This window comes from Pseudomonas sp. LF020 (genome assembly GCF_053456425.1).
The window spans coordinates 195,110-215,494 of the sequence record NZ_JBRFIX010000009.1; the positions used below are offsets into that span (position 1 = coordinate 195,110).

General features: G+C 60.5%; 15 protein-coding genes. 5 read left to right on the forward strand and 10 right to left on the reverse strand.

The features are described 5' to 3' along the window. Positions 1-168 precede the first annotated feature (168 nt). Positions 169-537, reverse strand: coding sequence for a PilZ domain-containing protein (locus ACU680_RS21430; RefSeq protein WP_123588923.1), 369 nt, complete (start codon positions 535-537; stop codon positions 169-171). A gap of 159 nt (positions 538-696) precedes the next feature. Here ACU680_RS21430 and ACU680_RS21435 point away from each other — a divergent pair, with 159 nt between their 5' ends. The 3 genes from ACU680_RS21435 to yjiA all read left to right on the forward strand — a co-directional run bounded on the left by ACU680_RS21435 (position 697) and on the right by yjiA (position 4,099). After that, positions 697-2,763, forward strand: coding sequence for a carbon starvation CstA family protein (locus ACU680_RS21435; protein WP_007963766.1), 2,067 nt, complete (start codon positions 697-699; stop codon positions 2,761-2,763). 15 nt (positions 2,764-2,778) lie between these two features. Beyond that, complete coding sequence (locus ACU680_RS21440) at positions 2,779-2,976, forward strand: YbdD/YjiX family protein (protein WP_003228401.1); 198 nt, start codon at positions 2,779-2,781, stop codon at positions 2,974-2,976. 151 nt (positions 2,977-3,127) lie between these two features. Continuing rightward, a complete protein-coding gene (gene yjiA / locus ACU680_RS21445; protein WP_448180459.1) occupies positions 3,128-4,099 on the forward strand; it encodes a GTPase in 972 nt (323 codons plus the stop codon). Positions 4,100-4,221: 122 nt separating this feature from the next. Here the strand turns inward: yjiA and ACU680_RS21450 are convergent, their stop codons facing one another. The 5 genes from ACU680_RS21450 to morA form a co-directional block, all read right to left on the reverse strand. Beyond that, a complete protein-coding gene (locus ACU680_RS21450; protein ID WP_448180460.1) occupies positions 4,222-4,932 on the reverse strand; it encodes a GntR family transcriptional regulator in 711 nt (236 codons plus the stop codon). 23 nt (positions 4,933-4,955) lie between these two features. Continuing rightward, on the reverse strand, positions 4,956-5,660 hold the full coding sequence (locus ACU680_RS21455; RefSeq protein WP_448180461.1) for a FadR/GntR family transcriptional regulator: 705 nt from the start codon (positions 5,658-5,660) through the stop codon (positions 4,956-4,958). A gap of 84 nt (positions 5,661-5,744) precedes the next feature. Beyond that, positions 5,745-7,058 carry a C4-dicarboxylate transporter DctA gene (locus ACU680_RS21460; RefSeq protein ID WP_007963773.1) on the reverse strand — a complete coding sequence of 438 codons (1,314 nt, stop codon included), beginning with the start codon at positions 7,056-7,058 and terminating at the stop codon, positions 5,745-5,747. Between the two features lie 279 nt (positions 7,059-7,337). Further along, the gene (glyA, locus tag ACU680_RS21465) at positions 7,338-8,591 is read right to left on the reverse strand and encodes a serine hydroxymethyltransferase (RefSeq protein WP_007963781.1); all 1,254 of its coding nucleotides are present in this window, start codon (positions 8,589-8,591) and stop codon (positions 7,338-7,340) included. Between the two features lie 236 nt (positions 8,592-8,827). Then, positions 8,828-12,676, reverse strand: coding sequence for a cyclic di-GMP receptor MorA (morA, locus tag ACU680_RS21470; RefSeq protein WP_448180462.1), 3,849 nt, complete (start codon positions 12,674-12,676; stop codon positions 8,828-8,830). 294 nt (positions 12,677-12,970) lie between these two features. Here morA and ettA point away from each other — a divergent pair, with 294 nt between their 5' ends. Both ettA and gdhA read left to right on the forward strand, forming a co-directional pair. Next, entirely contained in the window at positions 12,971-14,635 is a 1,665-nt protein-coding gene (gene ettA, locus ACU680_RS21475) for an energy-dependent translational throttle protein EttA (RefSeq protein ID WP_108590534.1), read from the forward strand. A 377-nt stretch (positions 14,636-15,012) separates the two neighbouring features. Then, positions 15,013-16,350 (forward strand): NADP-specific glutamate dehydrogenase, encoded by a 1,338-nt coding sequence (gdhA, locus tag ACU680_RS21480; protein WP_448180463.1) that lies wholly within the window; start codon positions 15,013-15,015, stop codon positions 16,348-16,350. On the opposite strand, the gene ACU680_RS21485 is transcribed toward gdhA, so the two are convergent. From ACU680_RS21485 to ACU680_RS21500, 4 genes are all read right to left on the reverse strand, one after another. Continuing rightward, on the reverse strand, positions 16,347-16,841 hold the full coding sequence (locus tag ACU680_RS21485) for a GreA/GreB family elongation factor (RefSeq protein WP_448180464.1): 495 nt from the start codon (positions 16,839-16,841) through the stop codon (positions 16,347-16,349). The genes gdhA and ACU680_RS21485 overlap by 4 nt on opposite strands. Positions 16,842-16,911: 70 nt before the next feature. Beyond that, positions 16,912-17,268: a hypothetical protein gene (locus ACU680_RS21490; RefSeq protein ID WP_448180465.1), complete on the reverse strand. Its 357-nt coding sequence runs from the start codon at positions 17,266-17,268 to the stop codon at positions 16,912-16,914. A gap of 211 nt (positions 17,269-17,479) precedes the next feature. After that, positions 17,480-19,333, reverse strand: a complete 1,854-nt coding sequence (locus ACU680_RS21495; protein ID WP_448180466.1) for an Lnb N-terminal periplasmic domain-containing protein — start codon at positions 19,331-19,333, stop codon at positions 17,480-17,482. A gap of 269 nt (positions 19,334-19,602) precedes the next feature. After that, complete coding sequence (locus ACU680_RS21500) at positions 19,603-20,091, reverse strand: DUF3015 domain-containing protein (protein ID WP_007909797.1); 489 nt, start codon at positions 20,089-20,091, stop codon at positions 19,603-19,605. Positions 20,092-20,385: the final 294 nt, after the last annotated feature.

Below are 20,385 nucleotides of genomic sequence, written 5' to 3' on the forward strand. Positions count from 1 at the left end.
TACTGCCCATTCGGCAAAAATAATCTGTGGCGAGGGAGCTTGCTCCCGCTGGACTGCGCAGCAGTCCCTTGCTTTTTTTAGTGAAGAGCAGGGGGCCGCTTCGCGACCCAGCGGGAGCAAGCTCCCTCGCCACAGTGGCAGCGTCACCCGTACCTGAGCAGCATTATTTTAGATTTCGATCAGTGCGCCGAGTTCGCGCTCCAGTTCGGCCTCATCCGCCAGATTCAGCTCGATCAACCGTCGCAAGCGCTGGATCGATTCCAGGCTTATATGCCGGCAGACGAAGCCCAACTGGCCGTTTTCTTCATGAGCCAGATGCACATCCATTTCGATTTCGACGTCCGGACTCAAATGGATCCTGACGAAAAAGTCTTGCGCTGCATCGCCCAACCACGGCTCTGGCATTTCGATCAGCAACCCCTTGAGCGACAGATCGATCAGCTTCACTGGCCAGATGTATTGGCCCTGACTCAGCTCGGTTCTGGCATCGAACGCAATACGTTTGAAGCGACGACGGTTGGCTGGGTGCTCGCTCATGGCGCAATCCTCGGGAGAGTTCGCTGACTATAGACCCGACCATTGGGTGGCTGCCAATCAACAAGCCGTCTAGACCTATGTCGGGGTATGGTCTTTACCGCCAGTAGCGCTAAACTCGAGGTGGCTGTCTTTCTTGTCCACCCTGGCTGGAATAATAAAATGAAAAATAATAATAGCCTGCTACGCCACTTACCCTGGCTAGTGCTGGCAATCGTAGGAGCGTGCGCCCTGGGCGTAGTGGCATTGCGCCGAGGAGAGGCGATCAACGCCTTGTGGATCGTGGTCGCGGCAGTGGCCATCTATCTGGTTGCGTACCGTTACTACAGTCTGTTCATCGCCAACAATGTGATGCAACTCGATCCACGTCGGGCCACCCCCGCCGTGCTCAACAACGACGGTCTGGACTACGTTCCGACCAACAAACACATTCTTTTCGGTCACCACTTCGCGGCAATTGCCGGCGCAGGACCTCTGGTCGGCCCGGTATTGGCGGCGCAGATGGGTTACCTGCCCGGCACGCTGTGGCTGATTGCCGGGGTGGTGCTGGCGGGCGCGGTGCAGGACTTCATGGTTCTGTTCATGTCGACCCGGCGCAACGGCCGTTCCCTGGGCGACATGGTCCGTGAAGAAATGGGCCGTATCCCCGGCACCATCGCGCTGTTCGGCTGCTTCCTGATCATGATCATCATCCTTGCGGTGCTGGCGCTGATCGTGGTCAAGGCACTCGCGGAGAGTCCATGGGGCATCTTCACCGTGATGGCGACCATCCCGATCGCGATGTTCATGGGCATCTACATGCGCTACATCCGTCCGGGCCGCATCGGCGAGATCTCCGTGATCGGCGTGTTGCTGCTGCTCGGTTCGATCTGGCTCGGTGGGCAGATTGCCGCTGATCCGGTGTGGGCCAAGGCCTTCAGCTTCACCGGCGTGCAAATCACCTGGATGCTGATCGGTTATGGCTTCGTTGCCGCCGTGCTGCCGGTGTGGCTGATTCTGGCGCCACGCGACTACCTCTCTACCTTCCTCAAGATCGGCACCATCATCGCCCTGGCGATCGGCATTCTGGTGACCATGCCCGAGCTGAAAATGCCGGCGCTGACCCAGTTCGTCGACGGCACCGGGCCGGTGTGGAAGGGCGGTCTGTTCCCGTTCCTGTTCATCACCATCGCTTGCGGTGCGGTATCGGGTTTCCATGCGCTGATCTCTTCGGGCACCACGCCTAAGCTGCTGGATAACGAAACCAACGCGCGTTACATCGGTTACGGCGGCATGCTGATGGAATCGTTCGTGGCGATCATGGCGATGGTTGCCGCTTCGGTGATCGAGCCAGGCGTGTACTTCGCCATGAACAGCCCGGCTGCCGTGGTCGGCGGTGACGTCGCATCGGTGGCGCAAATGGTCAGCAGCTGGGGCTTTGCGATCACGCCGGAGGCGCTGCAAGCCGTGGCGCATGACATCGGCGAAACCACCATCCTCGCCCGTGCCGGTGGTGCGCCGACCCTGGCGGTCGGTATTGCGCAGATCCTGCACAGTGTCCTGCCGGGTGAAAACACCATGGCGTTCTGGTACCACTTCGCGATCCTGTTCGAAGCGCTGTTCATTTTGACTGCCGTGGACGCCGGCACCCGTGCCGGGCGCTTCATGCTGCAGGACCTGCTCGGCTCCTTCGTTCCGGCGCTCAAGCGCACTGAATCGTGGACCGCCAACCTGATCGCCACCGCCGGTTGTGTGGCGATGTGGGGCTGGTTGCTGTATCAGGGCGTGATCGATCCACTGGGCGGCATCAACACCCTGTGGCCGCTGTTCGGCATCTCCAACCAGATGCTCGCCGGTATCGCGCTGATGCTCGGCACCGTGGTCCTGATCAAGATGAAGCGCCAGCGCTACATCTGGGTCACCCTGCTGCCAGCCGCCTGGCTGTTGATTTGCACCACCACTGCAGGCTTCATCAAGCTGTTCGACGCCAACCCGGCGATCGGCTTCCTGTCGCTGGCCAAGAAGTACAGCGATGCGCTGGCCGCCGGCCAGGTGATTGCCCCGGCCAAGAGCATCGAGCAGATGCAGCATGTGATCTTCAACGCCTACACCAACGCAACGCTCACCGCGCTGTTCCTGTTCGTGGTCTTCAGCATCCTGTTCTATGCGCTCAAGGTCGGCATCGCCGCCTGGGGCAAAAAAGAGCGTACGGATAAAGAATCGCCATTCCAGGCCCTGCCGGACGCGTAACCAGAGGATTGCACCATGTTCAATGACCTGAGTCGCCTCGGTAAATACCTCGGTCAGGCCGCGCGCCTGATGGTCGGCATGCCCGACTACGACACCTACGTCGAGCATATGCAAACCAAACACCCGGACAAACCGGTGATGAGCTACGAGATGTTCTTCCGCGAACGTCAGGAAGCGCGTTACGGTGGCAAGGGTGGGCCGAAGTGCTGTTGAGCTGACAGCACAAGGTTGAGGTCATCCCCTGTGGGAGCGAGCTTGCTCGCGAAAGCGGTGTGTCATCGAGCAATGATGTCGACTGGCACGACCCCTTCGCGAGCAAGCTCGCTCCCACATTTGTTTTGTGTTTGTTTCAGGAGATCGTGTTTTGTCTTCTCCCATACCCGTAACGGTACTCAGCGGTTTCCTCGGTGCCGGCAAGACCACCTTGCTGCGCCATCTGCTTAAAGCCGAGCACGGCCTGAAGATCGCCGTGATCGAAAACGAATTCAGCGACGCCGGCATCGACACCCAGTTGCTGGGCGACGAACCGGTGCAAGTCATGACCCTGGCCAACGGCTGCGTCTGCTGCACCATTCACACCGATCTGACCAAGGCCCTGTACCTGCTGCTCGAACGCCTGGACAGCGGCGAAATCGCCTTCGACCGGCTGGTGATCGAGTGCACCGGGCTGGCCGATCCGGCTCCGGTGGCGCAGACCTTTTTCATCGATGAAGAACTTCGCGAGCGTTATCTGCTCGACGGCATCATCACCCTGGTCGATGCCGCCCACGCCGACCTGCACCTGACCCAGACCATCGCCCAGGCGCAGATCGGTTTCGCCGATCGCCTGCTGGTGAGCAAGACCGATCTGGTGGATGAGACTACGTTCAACGCACTGAGCGAACGCCTGACGCGAATCAACCGGCGCGCGCCGATCCGCGTGGTCGAGCACGGCAACATCGATCTGGCGGAACTGCTCGATGTGCGCGGCTTCAATCTCAACGCCGACCTCGGTGGCGGAGTGAGTCTGCGTCCGGTGAGCAAGGCGCCTTCCATCGACCGTATCTCCAGCCTGGTGCTGCGCACAGACCAGCCGCTGGATATCGATCAGCTCAGCGAGTTCATGAATGAGCTGCTGGAAGAACATGGCAAGCAGTTGTTGCGCTACAAGGGCGTGTTGAACATTGCTGGTGAGGATCGGCGTCTGGTGTTTCAGGGCGTATTGAAACTCTATGGTTTCGACTGGGATACCGAGTGGGCCGAGGGTGAGGCGCGGGAGAGTGTGATTGTGTTTATTGCCGATGATTTGCCGGAAGAGAAGATTCGGACTGGGTTTGCCAAGGTGGCTGCTGCCTGATGGTTCTTCGGTGTCAGGGCTGACGCCATCGCGGGCAAGCCCGCTCCCACAGGTTTACAGGTGTACACACAATCTGTGAACGACAATAACCCTGTGGGAGCGGGCTTGCCCGCGATGGCGATTCAACCGACAACGCAATGCTTGACGGTTGGCTCCAGCAGCGTCTGCTCAAGATGATCCAGATGCCGATTCATCAGCATGCCTGCTTTGGAAACATCCCGAAGCTCCACTGCCTCAACCAACGCCAAATGCTCCTGCCATGCGCAACGGCTATGCGTCTGGCACTCACTTCGCGCAATCGCCAGCGACGTCTGCGGCACCAGGCTGCCAAGAAAATGCGCCAGCGGTGCATTCCCCGCCATCCGTGCCAACTGCAGATGAAACTCGCCGGACAAACGAATCGCCGCCGCACGCCGTTCCTGAGTCACGGCCAGACGTTCGCGTTCGACCAATCCTCGCAAGCGTTTCAAATCCTCCACTGACGCATTCTGACAAGCCAGACGCACCAGCGTCGCTTCCGTCAGGCGCCGGGCGTGCAGGGTTTGCCGGGTCTGCTCGGCATCCGGTGCGGCGACCCGTGGCCGATGATTGGCGCGCAGCACAATCACCTGCTCATGGGACAACTGCGTCAGCACCCGGCGCACATCGGCGCGGCTGACGCCAAACATCTGCTTGAGACTGTCTTCGGTGAAGCGGCTGGTCGGGTCGATTCGCCGGTCCAGAATCGCGTCGAACAGCCGCGGGTACAGATCATCTGCCGGCGCCTGCAGGTGGGAGAAGGGCAGGGGGGGCGACATCTGACGAGTGTGCGGCGATGTGGCAAGACTGTTCATGGCCGGTCTCCAGTGTGAGTTCTTCAGTGGCTGAGGTTGTCATCCGGAATGTTCAATTCAACGCCCATGCGTTGGCCTTCGCGCAAAATGTGCCGACGCATTTCGGCGCTGGCCTGGGCGCTGTTCTTGCTGCGGATTGCGCGCACCACCGCTTCGTTTTCTTCCAGACGCTCAGCCAGGTGCTCAGGCGAATTGCGCAGCACGTCGGCGCTTTGCTTGAGGGCATTGCTGGTTTGCTGCACCACGCTCTGGAAAATCGGGTTCGAAGTCAGAGTGAACAGCTCCTCGTGGAAGTCGATGTAGGCGCTGACCCCGGCTTCGCTGTCGCCCGCTTCAAGGGCTTCGCGCATGTCCATCAGGGTCAGACGCAACTGCCCGACTTCCTTACTGCTGATCGACTGCGCGACCAGACCGACGATGAATGGCTCAAGGGTGTAGCGCAGTTGCAGCACGTCTTCGAGGCTGGCGCCGGCCACCGCGCTGTCGTGGCTCTGGCTGTCGCTGAGTTGGGCGTCGAGCACCACCACGCCTTTGCCCGGCATCGAACGCACCAGGCCAAGGGTTTCGAGGACGATCACTGCTTCGCGCAGGCTTGGGCGGCTGATGCCCAGTTGTTCGGCCAGTTCGCGCTGGCCCGGCAGCATGTCGCCGGAGCGCCACTGGCCGCGGGCGAGGGCGGCGCGGAGTTTTTCTACGACTGAGTTGACGACGGTTGATGTGGTGATCACTTGTCTTGCTCCGTAAGCCCGTTGGGGCTGCCGCAAACAGGATCAAAAGATCGCAGCCTGCGGCAGCTCCTACAGGGTTGAAAATCAGAACTCTTGCTGGTGCGCCGGAGTTCCGGTTTTACGCGGTTGAAAGGTGTAGCCCTGCTGACCGCTGAGTACTTTGTTTGCGCGTTGCACATCGATGTCCTTTTCCCAACGGGCGATGGCCACGGTGGCGACGCAGTTGCCGATCAGGTTGGTCAGCGCCCGGCCGATGCCCATGAACCAGTCCACCGCCAGTACCAACACCAGACCGACCACCGGAATCGCCGGGATCGCCGTCAGCGTCGCCGCCAGAATCACCAGCGCCGAGCCGGGGATGCCGTGCGCCCCCTTGGAGGTGATCAGCGACACCAGCAGAATCGTCAGCAGATCGGTCATCGCCAGTGGTGTGCCGGTGGCGTTGGCGATGAACACGATGGCCAGGGTCAGGTAGATCGAAAAGCCGTCGAGGTTGAACGAGTAGCCGGTGGGAATCACCAGGCCGACCGTCGAGCTGCCGATGCCCAGATGTTCGAGCTTGCGCATGATCTGTGGCAGCACGGCGTCTGAGGATGCGGTGCCCATGACGATCAGCAACTCTTCGCGCAGGTACTTGAGCAGCGGCCACAGGCGCAGGCCGGAAGCGCGCATCACCACGCCGAGGATCACGCTGACGAACGCCATGCAGGTCAGGTAGAACAAACCCACCAGACTGCCCAGGTGTTGCAGCGAATCGAGGCCGTACTTGCTGGTGGTGAAAGCGATGGCGCCGAACACGCCGATCGGCGCCAGACGCACGATCATGCCCATGATCCGGAAAATCACGTGGCTTAGCTCGTTGATCAGTCGTGAGATCCCGGAAGCCGCTTCGCCCACCAGATTCAGCGCGCTGCCGAACAGCACCGAGAACAGCAGCACTTGCAGAATGTTGTTATCGGCGAAGGCACCGAGCACCGAGGTCGGGATCAGGTCCATCAGGAACTGCGTGGTGGTATGCATGTGCTGGCCGCGTTCGGCGATGTCGCCCATGTCGGCGGCGGACAACTGCTCCAGATGGATATTCGCGCCGCTGCCGATCCCGGTGCTGAAAGCGAACACCAGACCGATCACCAGGGCGATGGTGGTCAGCACTTCAAAGTAGATCACCGACTTGAGGCCGATGCGCCCGACCTTCTTCAGGTCGCCCGCACCGCTGATGCCGCTGACCACCACGCAGAACACGATCAGGCCGATGAGCATCTTGATCAGTTTGATGAAGCCGTCGCCCAGCGGTTTGAGTTGAGCGGAATATTCGGGAAGGGTCAGCCCGCAGACGATGCCGAGCACCAGTCCGAGAACCACTTGGAGGAAGATTGAACGCGAGCACCATCTGAGCATGGGAGGAATCCTGGTCGGTGTCCTGGCTGCCGTGCGCCTTTGGGCGCATCAGATTCAGAACTTAATTATTGTGGTCTTACCGGTATGTCCAGTGCGGGTGCAGTCTAGGCGCGGATTTTTGCGGATCGCAAGTGAAAATTGACGAATTGGCATGACCGGTATGACCAGTTGTGCGGTGAGTCCCATTCTTGAGCGGTTCAGGCGTTTGAAAAAATGTGGGCACAAAAAAACCGGCCAATCACTTGGCCGGTTTTTCATGCTGCGGATTTAACGTCGCGATTACGCGCCGTACACCGGCAGTTTCTTGCAGATGGCTTTGACTTTCTCACGAACGGCGTCGATCACCGCTTCGTTGTTCAGGTCAGCCAGGATGTCGCAGATCCAGCCGGCCAGCTCTTTGCACTCGGCTTGCTTGAAGCCGCGAGTGGTCACAGCCGGAGTACCGAAGCGCAGGCCGGAAGTGACAAACGGCGAGCGTGGATCGTTTGGTACCGAGTTTTTGTTCACGGTGATGAACGCTTTGCCCAGAGCAGCGTCGGCGTCTTTACCGGAGATGTCCTGCTTGATCAGCGACAGCAGGAACAGGTGGTTCTTGGTACCGCCGGACACCACGTCGAAACCGCGCTCGATGAACACTTCGGCCATGGCCTGGGCGTTCTTCACCACTTGTTCCTGGTAAGCCTTGAACTCAGGCTGCAGCGCTTCCTTGAAGCAGATCGCTTTAGCGGCGATCACATGCTCCAGCGGGCCACCCTGGGCGCCCGGGAATACCGCGGAGTTCAGCTTCTTCTCGATCTCGGCGTTGGCGCGCGCCAGGATCAGACCGCCACGTGGACCGCGCAGGGTCTTGTGCGTGGTGGTGGTGACCACGTCAGCGAAAGGCACCGGGTTCGGGTAGACGCCAGCGGCGACCAGACCGGCCACGTGCGCCATGTCGACGAACAGGTAGGCACCGACCTTGTCAGCGATGGCGCGGAAGCGCGGGAAGTCGAGAATCTGCGAGTAGGCAGAGAAACCGGCCACGATCATTTTCGGCTTGTGTTCTACAGCCAGACGCTCGACTTCGTCGTAGTCGATCAGACCGTTGGCGTCGATGCCGTACTGCACCGCGTTGTACAGCTTGCCGGAGGAGGAAACGCTGGCGCCGTGGGTCAGGTGACCACCGTGGGCCAGGCTCATGCCCAGGATGGTGTCGCCACCTTGCAGCAGGGCCAGGTAGACAGCGGCGTTGGCTTGCGAACCGGCGTGCGGCTGAACGTTGGCGTAATCGGCGCCGAACAGCTCTTTGGCACGGTCGATGGCCAGTTGCTCGACAACGTCGACGTACTCGCAACCACCGTAGTAGCGCTTGCCCGGGTAGCCTTCGGCGTATTTGTTGGTCAGTACCGAGCCTTGAGCTTCCATCACCGCAGGGCTGGTGTAGTTTTCCGAAGCGATCAGCTCAATGTGCTCTTCCTGGCGCTGAGCTTCTTGCTCCATGGCGGCAAAGAGATCGGCGTCGTACTTGGCAATAGTCAAATCACGGCTGAACATGGCGGTCCTCAAGGATCGGGGGCAGAAAAGGGGGGCATTCTAACCCAATGGGTTTTGGATGGCATATGAAACGACATCATGTCGCAGACAAGTGGCGTTCATGCCAGATGTGCGGTGCTTTTGCCGGCCTGAAAAGATCGCAGCCTTCGGCAGCTCCTACAGTAATCGGGGCTGATTCCCAATGCTGTGACCGACATCAATCCGTGTAGGAGCTGCCGAAGGCTGCGATCTTTTCTTCAGTCGAACATGAAGAGGGCGTCGTTACTGAACTGCGCCTCGAACCGGCTCGCCGGCATCGGTCGCCCGAACAGATAGCCCTGCACTTCATCGCAACCATGCTCGCGCAGGAAGTCCAGTTGCTCATGGGTTTCCACGCCTTCGGCGATCACCGCCAGATTGAGGCTGTGGGCCATGGCGATGATCGCGCGGGCGATCTGCGCGTCCTGCTCGCCGGACGGCAGGCCGTCGACGAAGGTACGGTCGATCTTCAGCACGTCGATCGGGAATTGCTTGAGGTAGTTCAGCGACGAATAACCGGTGCCGAAGTCGTCGACCGCAATGCTCAGGCCGAGGTTCTTCAGCCCGGCGAGGATCTGCATCGCCTCGCTGACTTCGCGCATCAGGATACTTTCGGTCAGTTCCAGCTCCAGGCACGCCGGCGGCAGACCGGTTTCGCGCAGAATGGTGGCGATACGCGTACCGAGCTGGCCATCGGAGAACTGCCGCGCCGAGATGTTCACCGAGACTTTCGGCACGCGCACGCGGTTCTGGTGCCAGGTCTTGAGCTGACGGCAGGCTTCGCTGATCACCCAGTCGCCGACGTCCACTACCAGACCGAGCTCCTCCAGCACCGGAATGAAATCCCCCGGCGGCACCAGTCCACGACGCGGATGACGCCAGCGCAGCAGTGCCTCGGCGCCAGTCAGGCGTTTGCCGTCGCCACTGAATTGCGGCTGGTAATACAGGACGAATTCGTTCTGTTCCAGCGCGTGGCGCAGGTCGCTTTCCAGCTCCAGACGCTCCAGCGCACTGGCGTTCATGTCGGCCTGATAGAACTGGAAGTTGTTCTTGCCGCGCTCCTTGGCGTGGTACATCGCGGTGTCGGCGTTCTTCATCAACTGGCTGAGCTCGTTGCCGTCCTGCGGGCTCAGGGCGATGCCGATACTGGCGGTGACGAAGAATTCGCGACCTTCCAGCACGAACGGACGCACCAGGCTGGCGAGGATCTGCTCGGCCACATGAATCGCCCGGTTCAGCGCCATCTCGCGGCTGGAGCGGTGCTGCAGGAGCAAGGTGAACTCGTCACCGCCCATGCGCGCCACGGTGTCGTCATCGTCGACGCAGGCCAGCAACCGCGTGGCCATGTCTTTCAACATGCGGTCGCCAGCCGCGTGGCCGAGGGAGTCGTTGATCGGCTTGAAGCGGTCGAGGTCGAGGAACATCAGCACCACCCACGACTTTTGCCGTTCGGCCGATTGCAGCGCGGTGTGCAGGCGATCCTGGAACAGTGTCCGGTTCGGCAGGTGGGTCAGGGCGTCGTAGTAAGCGAGGCGATGGATGCGTTGTTCGCTGGCCTTGCGCTCGCTGATGTCGCTGAAGAAACACACGTAACTGGCGAGGTCGCCTTCATCGTCGAGTACCGCCGTGATGCCGACCCACGCCGGGTAATGCTCGCCGTTACGGCGCTTGAGCCAGACTTCGCCTTCCCAGGTGCTGTGCTGGTGCAATTGCTTGAGCACGTAGCGCAGGTGCGCGTCCTGTTGCTCGTCGACGGTGAGCATGTTGGGCAACTGGTCGAGCACTTCCGACACCGCGTAACCGCTGACCCGGCTGAAGGCTTCGTTGGCCTGCACGATGTAACCGGCAGGGTCGGTGATCAGGATCGCCGAAGTCGAGTGCTCGAACACCGTAGCGGCCATGCGCAGGTCTTTCTCGGCGCGGCGCTGCTGGCTGATGTCGCGGCCGACGCCGAGCACGCCTTCGAACGCGCCGTGTTCGTCCCACACCAGCACCAGCCGCAGTTCGATCGGGATCTTGCGGCCGTCGGCGCGCAGGCAGTCGAACAGGAACATCTGCGTCTGCACCTGGCTTCGCAGTTGCGCGAGTTGCTCAGGCTTGTCGAGCGCTTTGCTCACCCGATCCATCAAGGTGTAAATGCCGGATAGCTGTTGCGGGTTGGCAATGGTCGATTGCCAGCCGTTCTGGAAGATCCACTCGGCGTCGTAACCCAGCACCGCCTGCACCGACGGGCTGACGTAGTTCAACGACAGCTTGCTGTCGGTGGAGAAAATCACGTCGCTGATGCTTTCGGCGAGCATCCGGTAGCGCTGCTCGCTGTCGCGCAACGATTCACTGGCCTCGATCTGCTCGGTAATGTCCTTGGCCACACCAATGATTCGCGTGACCTGATCATGCTTGTCGCGGGCCAGCGCCTGCTCACGAATGTCGAAGCGCCGCCACTTGCCGTCGCGATGGCGGAAGCGCAATTGGCACTGCAACAACTGGCTGTAACCGGCGTGCCGCTGCATCTGCCGCGAGCGATGGTAGTAGTCGGCGTCTTCCGGGTGCAGGAGAATTTCCCAGAAATACTCGCCCATCTGATGCAGCTCGGTGCGGTTGTAACCGAGGGTCTGGCCGAGGTGGTGGTTGCTGAAAATCATCCGCTGGCTGATCACGTCCTGCACATACAGATGATCCGGCACGGTGCGCACCACGTCCGACCAGAAACCTTCGCGCTCCAGCAACGACAGTTCGATCAGCTTGCGGCTGGTGATGTCGTTGATGCTCAGAATCACCGCTTTATAGTCGTGCTGCTCCTGCGGCAGGCGCAGGACCATCCACAGGTGCTGATCGCGACCGTTGATGTCCGGCAATCTGATTTCCAGTTCCAGCTGCTTTTGCTGCTGCAGAACGGCGTCGAGCACCTGGTTGCCGATGGCGCACTGCTGGTGCGGATGACCGTCGATCAGCAACTGCCAGGCGTGCTCGCAGGAATTGACATTGAGCAGTTGCAGCGCCACCTGATTGACCTCGGTGACCCGCAGTTCCTGCAGCAGTTGCTGGCGCTGGGCCGGTTGGTCGAGCCAGGCCTTGAGCTGGTCGCTGGTCTGGATCTGCGCCTTGTCGAACACCTGCTTGAGGCCCGACAGATCGAGCACGCACAACGCCACGCCGGTGCCTTCGAAAATGTCCTGATAACGCCGGCGACCTTCATGCAACTGGCGCTGACGGCGGCGCATGTTCAGCAGGGCGATCACCGGCAACATCGAGAACGCCAGGCCCAGCAGGCATTTGCCGATGAACGCTGGCAGCAGCTCTTCGAGCACCCGCTGACGGTCGAACAGCCCGCGCAATTGCCAGTCGCTGCTGCTCAGCGGCACGGTCAGCACGGTGTTGGCCATGTCGTCAGGGCTCAGCACCCCGGGCCTTGCAGAAGACAGTGCTTCGTCGCGGCTGATGATTTGATGGTTGAGACGGTTTTCCACCAGCCACAACGGGCGGATGCCGGTTTCGCCCAGCTTGGTCAGCGAGTCGAAGAAGGTCGGGGTCAGGCGCAATACCCAGTAGCCGCGCGTGCTGCCGCTGGCCTGATGCAATAACAGATGCACCACCGAGCCGTCATCGGCGTTGCTGAAGTAATGCGCCTGGGCGCGGCTGCGGCGCACCAGTTCAGCGAGGTAATCGGCGTCGTGGCTGTCGCTGGCGCTGTCGTTGAGGATTTTCCCGGATGGGCTGAGCAGGGCCAGGCTGCGCAGATCCGGCAGCGATTGCTGGAGCTTGCGCAGCAGCGCCTGCTGTTCGTCGGACGACTGCGGCTGTTCGACGATCGGTAGCAGGTTGAGGGCGATTTGCGCATTCAGCGACATGTTCAGGCTGACCTGCGAGGCGAGGTCGGCGGTGTAGTCGATGGTGTACTGGCGCTGGTTTTTCTGGGTCTCGCGCAATTGATCGAGCAGTTGCCAGAACAGCAGTGCCAGCAGCAAAAGTACCAGTGTCGCCAACGCACCCTTCAATGTTCCGCGCAGGGGCGTGCCGGTCCCCGGATTGGACGCGCTCACAGAAGCTGGCGGGGTAACGTTGGACAAGCTGAAATCCTGCGGTTTGGCTGGACTGGCGCGACGTGCACTATAAGCCGGACGCCCGAAGGGCGGCTAGCATGCCTTGAGTTGTGGCGAAGTGCCAGCCCCACTCGGCTGGACTGCCTTCCGTCATTAAGGTAGCTTTGCCGGTTACGCGGGAGCGTTCCAGCTCCTAGACTCAGGTTTTTTTAGCGCGCACGCCTTGATGGCCATCAAGTGATCAAGTGAACGACGCGCATCGGCCTGGCCGGGCATCGCCTGCGCTCCAATCATTCATCTGTCACTGACCCAAGGTTCTCCATGGCTCAATACGTCTTCACCATGCATCGGCTGGGCAAAGTTGTTCCGCCGAAGCGGGAAATCCTGAAAAACATTTCGTTGTCGTTCTTCCCCGGCGCCAAGATCGGCGTACTCGGCCTCAACGGTTCGGGTAAGTCCACACTGCTGAAAATCATGGCCGGCGTCGACACCGAGTTCGAGGGCGAAGCCCGTCCGATGCCGGACCTGAACATCGGTTATCTGCCGCAAGAGCCACAACTTGATCCGACCAAGACCGTGCGTGAAGTGGTCGAGGAAGCGGTCAGCGTGATCAAGGACGCACAAGCGCGTCTGGACGAGGTCTACGCCGCTTACGCCGATCCGGACGCCGACTTCGACAAGCTGGCTGCCGAGCAGGCCAAGCTCGAAGCGATCCTGCAGGCCAGCGATGGTCACAACCTGGAGCGCCAACTGGAAGTCGCTGCCGACGCCCTGCGTCTGCCGGCGTGGGACGCCAAGGTCGAACACCTGTCCGGTGGTGAAAAACGTCGTGTGGCCCTGTGCCGTCTGCTGCTGTCCGCCCCGGACATGCTGCTGCTCGACGAACCGACCAACCACTTGGACGCTGATTCGGTGGCGTGGCTGGAGCACTTCCTGCACGACTTCCCGGGCACCGTGGTTGCGATCACGCACGACCGTTACTTCCTCGACAACGTCGCTGGCTGGATCCTGGAACTCGACCGCGGCGCGGGCATTCCTTACGAGGGCAACTACTCGGGCTGGCTCGAAGCCAAGTCCGATCGTCTGGCCCAGGAATCCAAGCAGCAATCGGCTCACGAAAAAGCCATGAAGGAAGAGCTGGAGTGGGTGCGCAAAGGCGCGAAAGCCCGCCAGTCGAAATCCAAGGCACGTCTGCAGCGCTTCGAAGAAATGCAGTCGCAGGAATTCCAGAAGCGTTCGGAAACCAACGAGATTTACATCCCGGCCGGTCCGCGTCTGGGCGACAAGGTCATCGAGTTCAAGAACGTCACCAAGGGCTACGGCGATCGCGTGCTGATCGACAACCTGTCGTTCTCCATGCCCAAGGGCGCCATCGTCGGCGTGATCGGTGGTAACGGTGCCGGTAAGTCGACCCTGTTCCGCATGCTGATGGGCAAGGAAACGCCGGATTCGGGCACCATCGAAGTCGGCGAAACCGTGCAACTTGCCTGCGTGGATCAGAGCCGCGAAGACCTCGACGGCAGCAAGACCGTGTTCCAGCAGATCTCCGACGGTTCCGACCAGATCCGCATCGGCAACTACGAGATTCCGTCGCGCACTTACGTCGGTCGCTTCAACTTCAAGGGCGGCGACCAGCAGAAGTTCGTCAAGGACCTGTCCGGTGGTGAGCGCGGTCGTCTGCACCTGGCGCTGACCCTGAAGGAGGGCGGCAACGTCCTGTTGCTCGACGAACCGTCCAACGACCTCGACGTTGAAACCCTGCGTTCCCTGGAAGAAGCCCTGCTGGACTTCCCGGGCGCCGCTATTGTGATCTCTCACGATCGCTGGTTCCTGGACCGCGTCGCGACGCACATCCTGGCGTACGAAGACGACTCGCAAGCGGTGTTCTTCGAAGGCAACTACACCGAGTACGAAGCCGACCGCAAAAAGCGCCTCGGCGAAGCGGCGGCCCAGCCACATCGGGTGCGTCACAAGAAGCTGGCCTGATATCAGGCTGGTTGCATGAAAAAGAGCGGAGCCTTCGGGCTCCGTTTTTTTTTGCCTGGTTTTTTCGGCAATACCGAGTTGAATTCATCGCTGGCAAGCCAGCTCCCACAGGGATTTTTGTTGTACTTGTAATGTGTGAACGCCACGAAAAATGTGGGAGCTGGCTTGCCAGCGATAGCGGTGTAACTGTTGGTGCATTGCTTGAATTCAGACTCCCCATTCAGGTGCAAAACCCGCTCAAAAAACCATCTGATTTATATCCTGTGCACCATTTAATTTCATAACTGCGACATTTTGCGCTGTTCCTGTGCGCAATTCGTTTGTTACAGTCCGGCTCAATCGCTTCCAACGACAATAAATTTGCCGAGACTTTTCCCATGATCGAATCCGTCGAATCCTTCCTCGCCCGCCTGAAAAAACGTGACCCGGATCAACCCGAATTCCACCAGGCCGTCGAAGAAGTCCTGCGCAGCCTGTGGCCGTTTCTTGAAGCCAATCCGCATTACCTGACCTCAGGTATTCTGGAGCGCATCTGCGAGCCGGAGCGGGCGGTAGTGTTCCGGGTGTCGTGGGTCGATGATCAGGGCAAGGTGCAGGTCAATCGCGGTTTCCGCATCCAGATGAACAGCGCCATCGGCCCGTACAAGGGCGGCTTGCGCTTCCATCCTTCGGTGAACCTGGGCGTGCTGAAGTTTCTCGCCTTCGAACAGACCTTCAAGAACTCCCTGACCTCGTTGCCCATGGGCGGCGGTAAGGGCGGTTCGGACTTCGATCCGAAGGGCAAGAGCGACGCCGAAGTCATGCGTTTCTGCCAGGCGTTCATGAGCGAGCTGTACCGCCACATCGGCGCGGACGTTGACGTGCCGGCCGGTGACATCGGGGTCGGGGCGCGGGAGATCGGCTTCCTGTTCGGTCAGTACAAGCGCCTGAGCAACCAGTTCACCAGCGTGCTGACCGGCAAGGGCATGACCTACGGCGGCAGCCTGATTCGTCCGGAAGCCACCGGTTTCGGTTGCGTGTACTTCGCCGAAGAAATGCTCAAGCGCCGCGAGCAGACCGTTGAAGGCAAGCGCGTGGCGATCTCCGGTTCCGGCAACGTCGCCCAGTACGCAGCGCGCAAGGTCATGGACCTGGGCGGCAAGGTGATTTCGCTGTCCGACTCCGAAGGCGCGCTGTACTGCGAATCGGGCCTGAGCGAGGAACAGTGGCAGGCGTTGCTTGAACTGAAAAACGTCAAACGCGGACGCATCAGCGAACTGGCCGCGGCGTTCGGCCTGGAGTTCCGCGCCGGTCAGTTGCCGTGGTCGCTGCCGTGCGACATCGCGCTGCCCTGCGCGACGCAGAACGAGCTCGACGCCGAATCTGCTCGTACGCTGCTGCGCAATGGCTGCGTGTGCGTCGCCGAAGGCGCGAACATGCCGACCACGCTTGCGGCTGTGGATATCTTCATCGAGGCCGGCATCCTGTTTGCCCCGGGCAAGGCATCGAACGCCGGCGGGGTCGCGGTCAGCGGCCTGGAGATGTCGCAGAACGCGATGCGCCTGCTGTGGACGGCGGGTGAGGTGGACAGCAAGCTGCACGCGATCATGCAGTCGATCCACCATGCCTGCGTGCATTACGGCGAAGAGAACGGACGGATCAACTATGTCAAAGGCGCGAACATCGCCGGCTTCGTCAAAGTCGCCGATGCGATGCTCGCGCAGGGTGTGGTTTAAGCCGGTTCGATGCGAATCACTTCAATCAGCTGATCGCCGGCGGGGCGCTGCCATAGCACTTCGTCATTGAGCCGGGCGCCGAGCAGTGCCCGACCCAGCGGCGAAGCCCAGTTGATCAGGCCCTGAGTGGCGTCGGCCTGATCTTCGCCGACCAGTTGCACCCGACTTTCGGTGTTGTGTTCGTCGGCGTAGGTCACCCAGCTGCCGATCTGCACCTTGTCGGTGGAAGTCGCGGGAGCAGCGACCTGTGCACTGGCGAGGCGTTGGTTGAAGTAGCGCAAATCTCTTTCGAGATCGGCCTGACGCTGTTTGTCGGCTTGTTCGCCCTTGGCCGATTGCTCGGCGTGCAGGGCTTGCAGTTCGGCGACTTTGGCCTGCAACTGCGCCAATCCTTGGGGGGTGACGTAATTGGGCTGCGCACTGACCTGCCGTTCGACGGGCTGATCGGCTTGGGCGGCGGCGTTATCTTCGTTGACGAAAGCGCGACTCATGGTGTCCTCCTGTTATAGGAATTGGGCCATGGTCGCCGGCATTTGGTTTCACTGGATGTCTGGAAGCGACCTATTGCGAGCGATAAGCCCGCCCGGCGTCCTGATCTTTCTGTTGCTGCCAGGCGCGCTCGCGTTCGTCCCAGTGCTCATTGCGATACTCTTCGCGATCCTTGTTTTCCAGCATTGCCTGACACTGGCGGAAGCCGTCGGTCCAGCCTTCGGCGTATTGCTTGTCCTTGAGATAGCGCGGCACGTTCTTGCGGAACTCGCCGCTGATCGAACCGGCGGCTTGCCGGCCACTGATGCAGCCATCGTCAAAACCGTCGGCGAAGGCCGGTGGATAACCTTTGGCGATCAAGTCTTCGTGGGTGGTCTGGCAACCCCCGAGCAACAGCAAAACACCCAGCAATCCCGCACACCGCCACATCGCACTCTCCCGCGCCGATTTTCGGCTTATGGGGAAAGTCTAGAAGGTGATTCGTCGGACGTTGGTGAAAGGCATGTAGGTAATTCGTTGAACACCACAAATCCCTGTAGGAGTGAGCCTGCTCGCGATAGCAATTTACCAGTCACTGTTGCTGTGTCTGACCTACCGCTATCGCGAGCAGGCTCACTCCTACATGGGGCTAGGTTCCGGATCAGTAGTGATACCACTTCACCTCAAGCATCACTTCGGTTTCCGGCGTCGCCACATGACTGAACTCACGCTGCGCCGTCAGGCGCAAACCGAGGTTGCGTGACAGCTCCCACTGCTGGTTCAGGCTCAGGCTGCGGCGTACTTCGCCGTTGGTGAAGTAATCGCCCTTGGCTTCGACGCTGAGATTGCCCAACGGGTTTTTCCACAGCACGCCGGTGTTGAAGCCTGCGGCCGGCGTGACGAATCCGGCGAAGTCATTGTTGTGCTCGATACGCACCGTGCCAAGGGCAAAGCCGAGCGTGTCTTCGCCCAGTTGCCAAGTGCCGCCACCACCACCGTTGACGTGGCTGACCAGGTTTTCGTCATCATGCTTGCCCGGTACGCGCTCGAGGCCGCCGGTGACTTGCCAAGACAGTGGTTGCAGCAACTCATTGCGCGGGGTCAGCGAGCGGATGGTCGCCAGGTCCAGTTGCTGGAATTGCCACTGATTGCCTTCATACTGGCGCAGCTTCATCTGCAGGATTTCGATCTGCGCGCCAAGGGGGAAGCTTTCGGCGTTGTCGTTGAGATCGTGATAGGCCATGCGCAAGCCGTACTCGCCGAATGCACGATCGCCCCGCGTGCCGATGCCGGCCTGCCAGGTGCGTGATTCATGGCCGTCTTCAGGCAGGCCCGGTTGTGGGATCTGCAGCTCCGGCGCCGGGTTCTTGTTGATCGCCCGCAGCAGATCGAAGCTGCGCTGTGCGCGTTGCGCATCACGCTCCTGACCGTTGGCGCGGTAGCGCTCGAGACGATAGGCGGCATCGATGATCAACGCCTGACGATCCCGGGGCAGGGCCTTGAAGGTCGGCTCCTGCAACACCTGTTGATCGGCGCTGACTTTCAGCACCCATTGCTGCTCTTCCTTGTTCAACGGCTCGGCGCGGCTGAGCAGTTCACGCTCGCGGGACGGGCGGTATTCGATGCTTTCCACCAGCCCGGCTTCCTTCACCGCTTTGACCGTGTCGGTGGGGATGGCGGTCAGCGGGAATTGCTCGGTCAGGCGCAGGCTCGGGCGCGCCACCTGCAGCAGTTCGAGCAGGCGATAGGAGCAGTTTTCGTCGAAGAAGAAATAGTCGAACTGGATCTGCTTCAGCTCCCACACATGCTCGACCATGCGCGCGGTTTCTGCTTGCGTCAGGTTCAGCCGGTATTCCCACAGGTCGCGGTTTTCCAGGCTGCGGTACTCGGAGAGTTTTTCCTGATACGGCACCAGCGCAAACAGCCCCGGATAGCCACCCATCAAGCCCTTCCAGGCGTAGAGAATGCTGTTGTCGGAGCCTTCGATGTAGGCGCCGAAGTTGATCGCGTAGCTGAGCAGCGAGGTCTTGTCGGCCTGCACGTCGGCCTGATCGATACGCAACAGGGTGTGGCCAAACATTGAAGACGGGCTGTTGAGGTAGGCCGCCGGGAAGATCATCACCGCACTGTGTGGCGAGACGTCCTTGAACCACTTGTTGAATTCGGCGCAATCGGGGGCGGGCAGGTCGCTGAGGTTGAGCTGCGCTTTCAGCCAGCGGGTGCGCGCCGGGTAGACGCATTGCGCATGCTGCTCGCCGAGACTGGCGGGGGCGTACAGTGCCTGCACGGTGGCAGCCAGTTCATGGTCGGGGTGTTCGTTGCCATCGGGCGCAAGAAAGAATTTCCTGTCGCTGACATAGCTGCGCCAGCCACCAAGCTTGGCGGTTTCGTAATGACCGAGGGAAATCCAGAAGCGGTCGTTGGCCAGTTGCTGCAAACGTTGAGGGTCGATGTGAGGCGCGGCGGACAGCGGGGCGCAGACACAGAGCGCCAGCCAGGCAAGGCGTTTGAGCATAAGTGGCAACTTAAGTCGAAAGAAAGACAAAGACCCCAGGCATTAATGCCGATCAGTCAAACCCGCACCAACCCTGTGGCGAGGGAGCTTGCTCCCGCTGGGGCGCGCAGCGGCCCCGCTTTGAAAACCGGGAGCGCTGCGCACTCCAGCGGGAGCAAGCTCCCTCGCCACAGGGCTCGGCACATGTCACAACTGACTTGCATTGCTCAAAAAGGGTGGGCCATAAAAAAACAAAACCCGCTTCCCGAAAGAAGCGGGTGGGGTCGAGCTTAAGCCTGAGTTGCGTACTTGGCCAGACGTGGGTCTGATTTCAGAACGGCCAGGGTGTTGGTATGCACGTCTTCGGCGGTTACGTCAGCCTTGCTGAAGATCTGCTGGAAGTGCTCGTGAGTGACAGCAGCGAAGTGCGCACGGTCTTCCGGCGCAACGCCCAGTACCACGGCATAGGTCGTCAGCGCTTCGCCGTTGCCCTTGGCCATGTCTTCGGACAGCTCGTTCATCATGCCATTCATGGCGAACCAGGATTTACCGCCGTAGGTCAGCGACGCGTTGGTCGAGCAACCGTTGGTGCCGGAAGTCATACCGAACGTAGCGTTACCGGAGGTGCCGTTAGTGGTGGATGCCAGGAAGTGTGCCGGGGTGCCACGCTGACCTTCGAACAGCATGTTGCCCCAACCGCAATCCGGGCCACCCGGGGCTTGCGCCATGGCGTTGATGGAAACAGCGGTGAAGAGAGTACCGAGAAGAATCCGTTTCATAGCTTTGTTCTCTTTGTGTGCATACCAATGGACAGGGTTCTGACCCCCAGGCTCTGTGATAACAGACCCCTGAAGCGCCAGTGGGCCGGTATTAGTTCCAGCCGCGCAGTTTGGAGTTTAGGCACGTTCCGGGGGTTCCGTGATTTTTTACAAAAGATTTGGCGATAACCCCGGATTCACGGGGGGCGAAGCGGGGTGGCCCGGTTGTCTATGCTTTGTCGTGTGGCGCGCCTTGCCAGTGGGGCACGGGCAGCGCCAGAATGCCGCTATCTGCCCCGCCTGATTGTTAAGGAA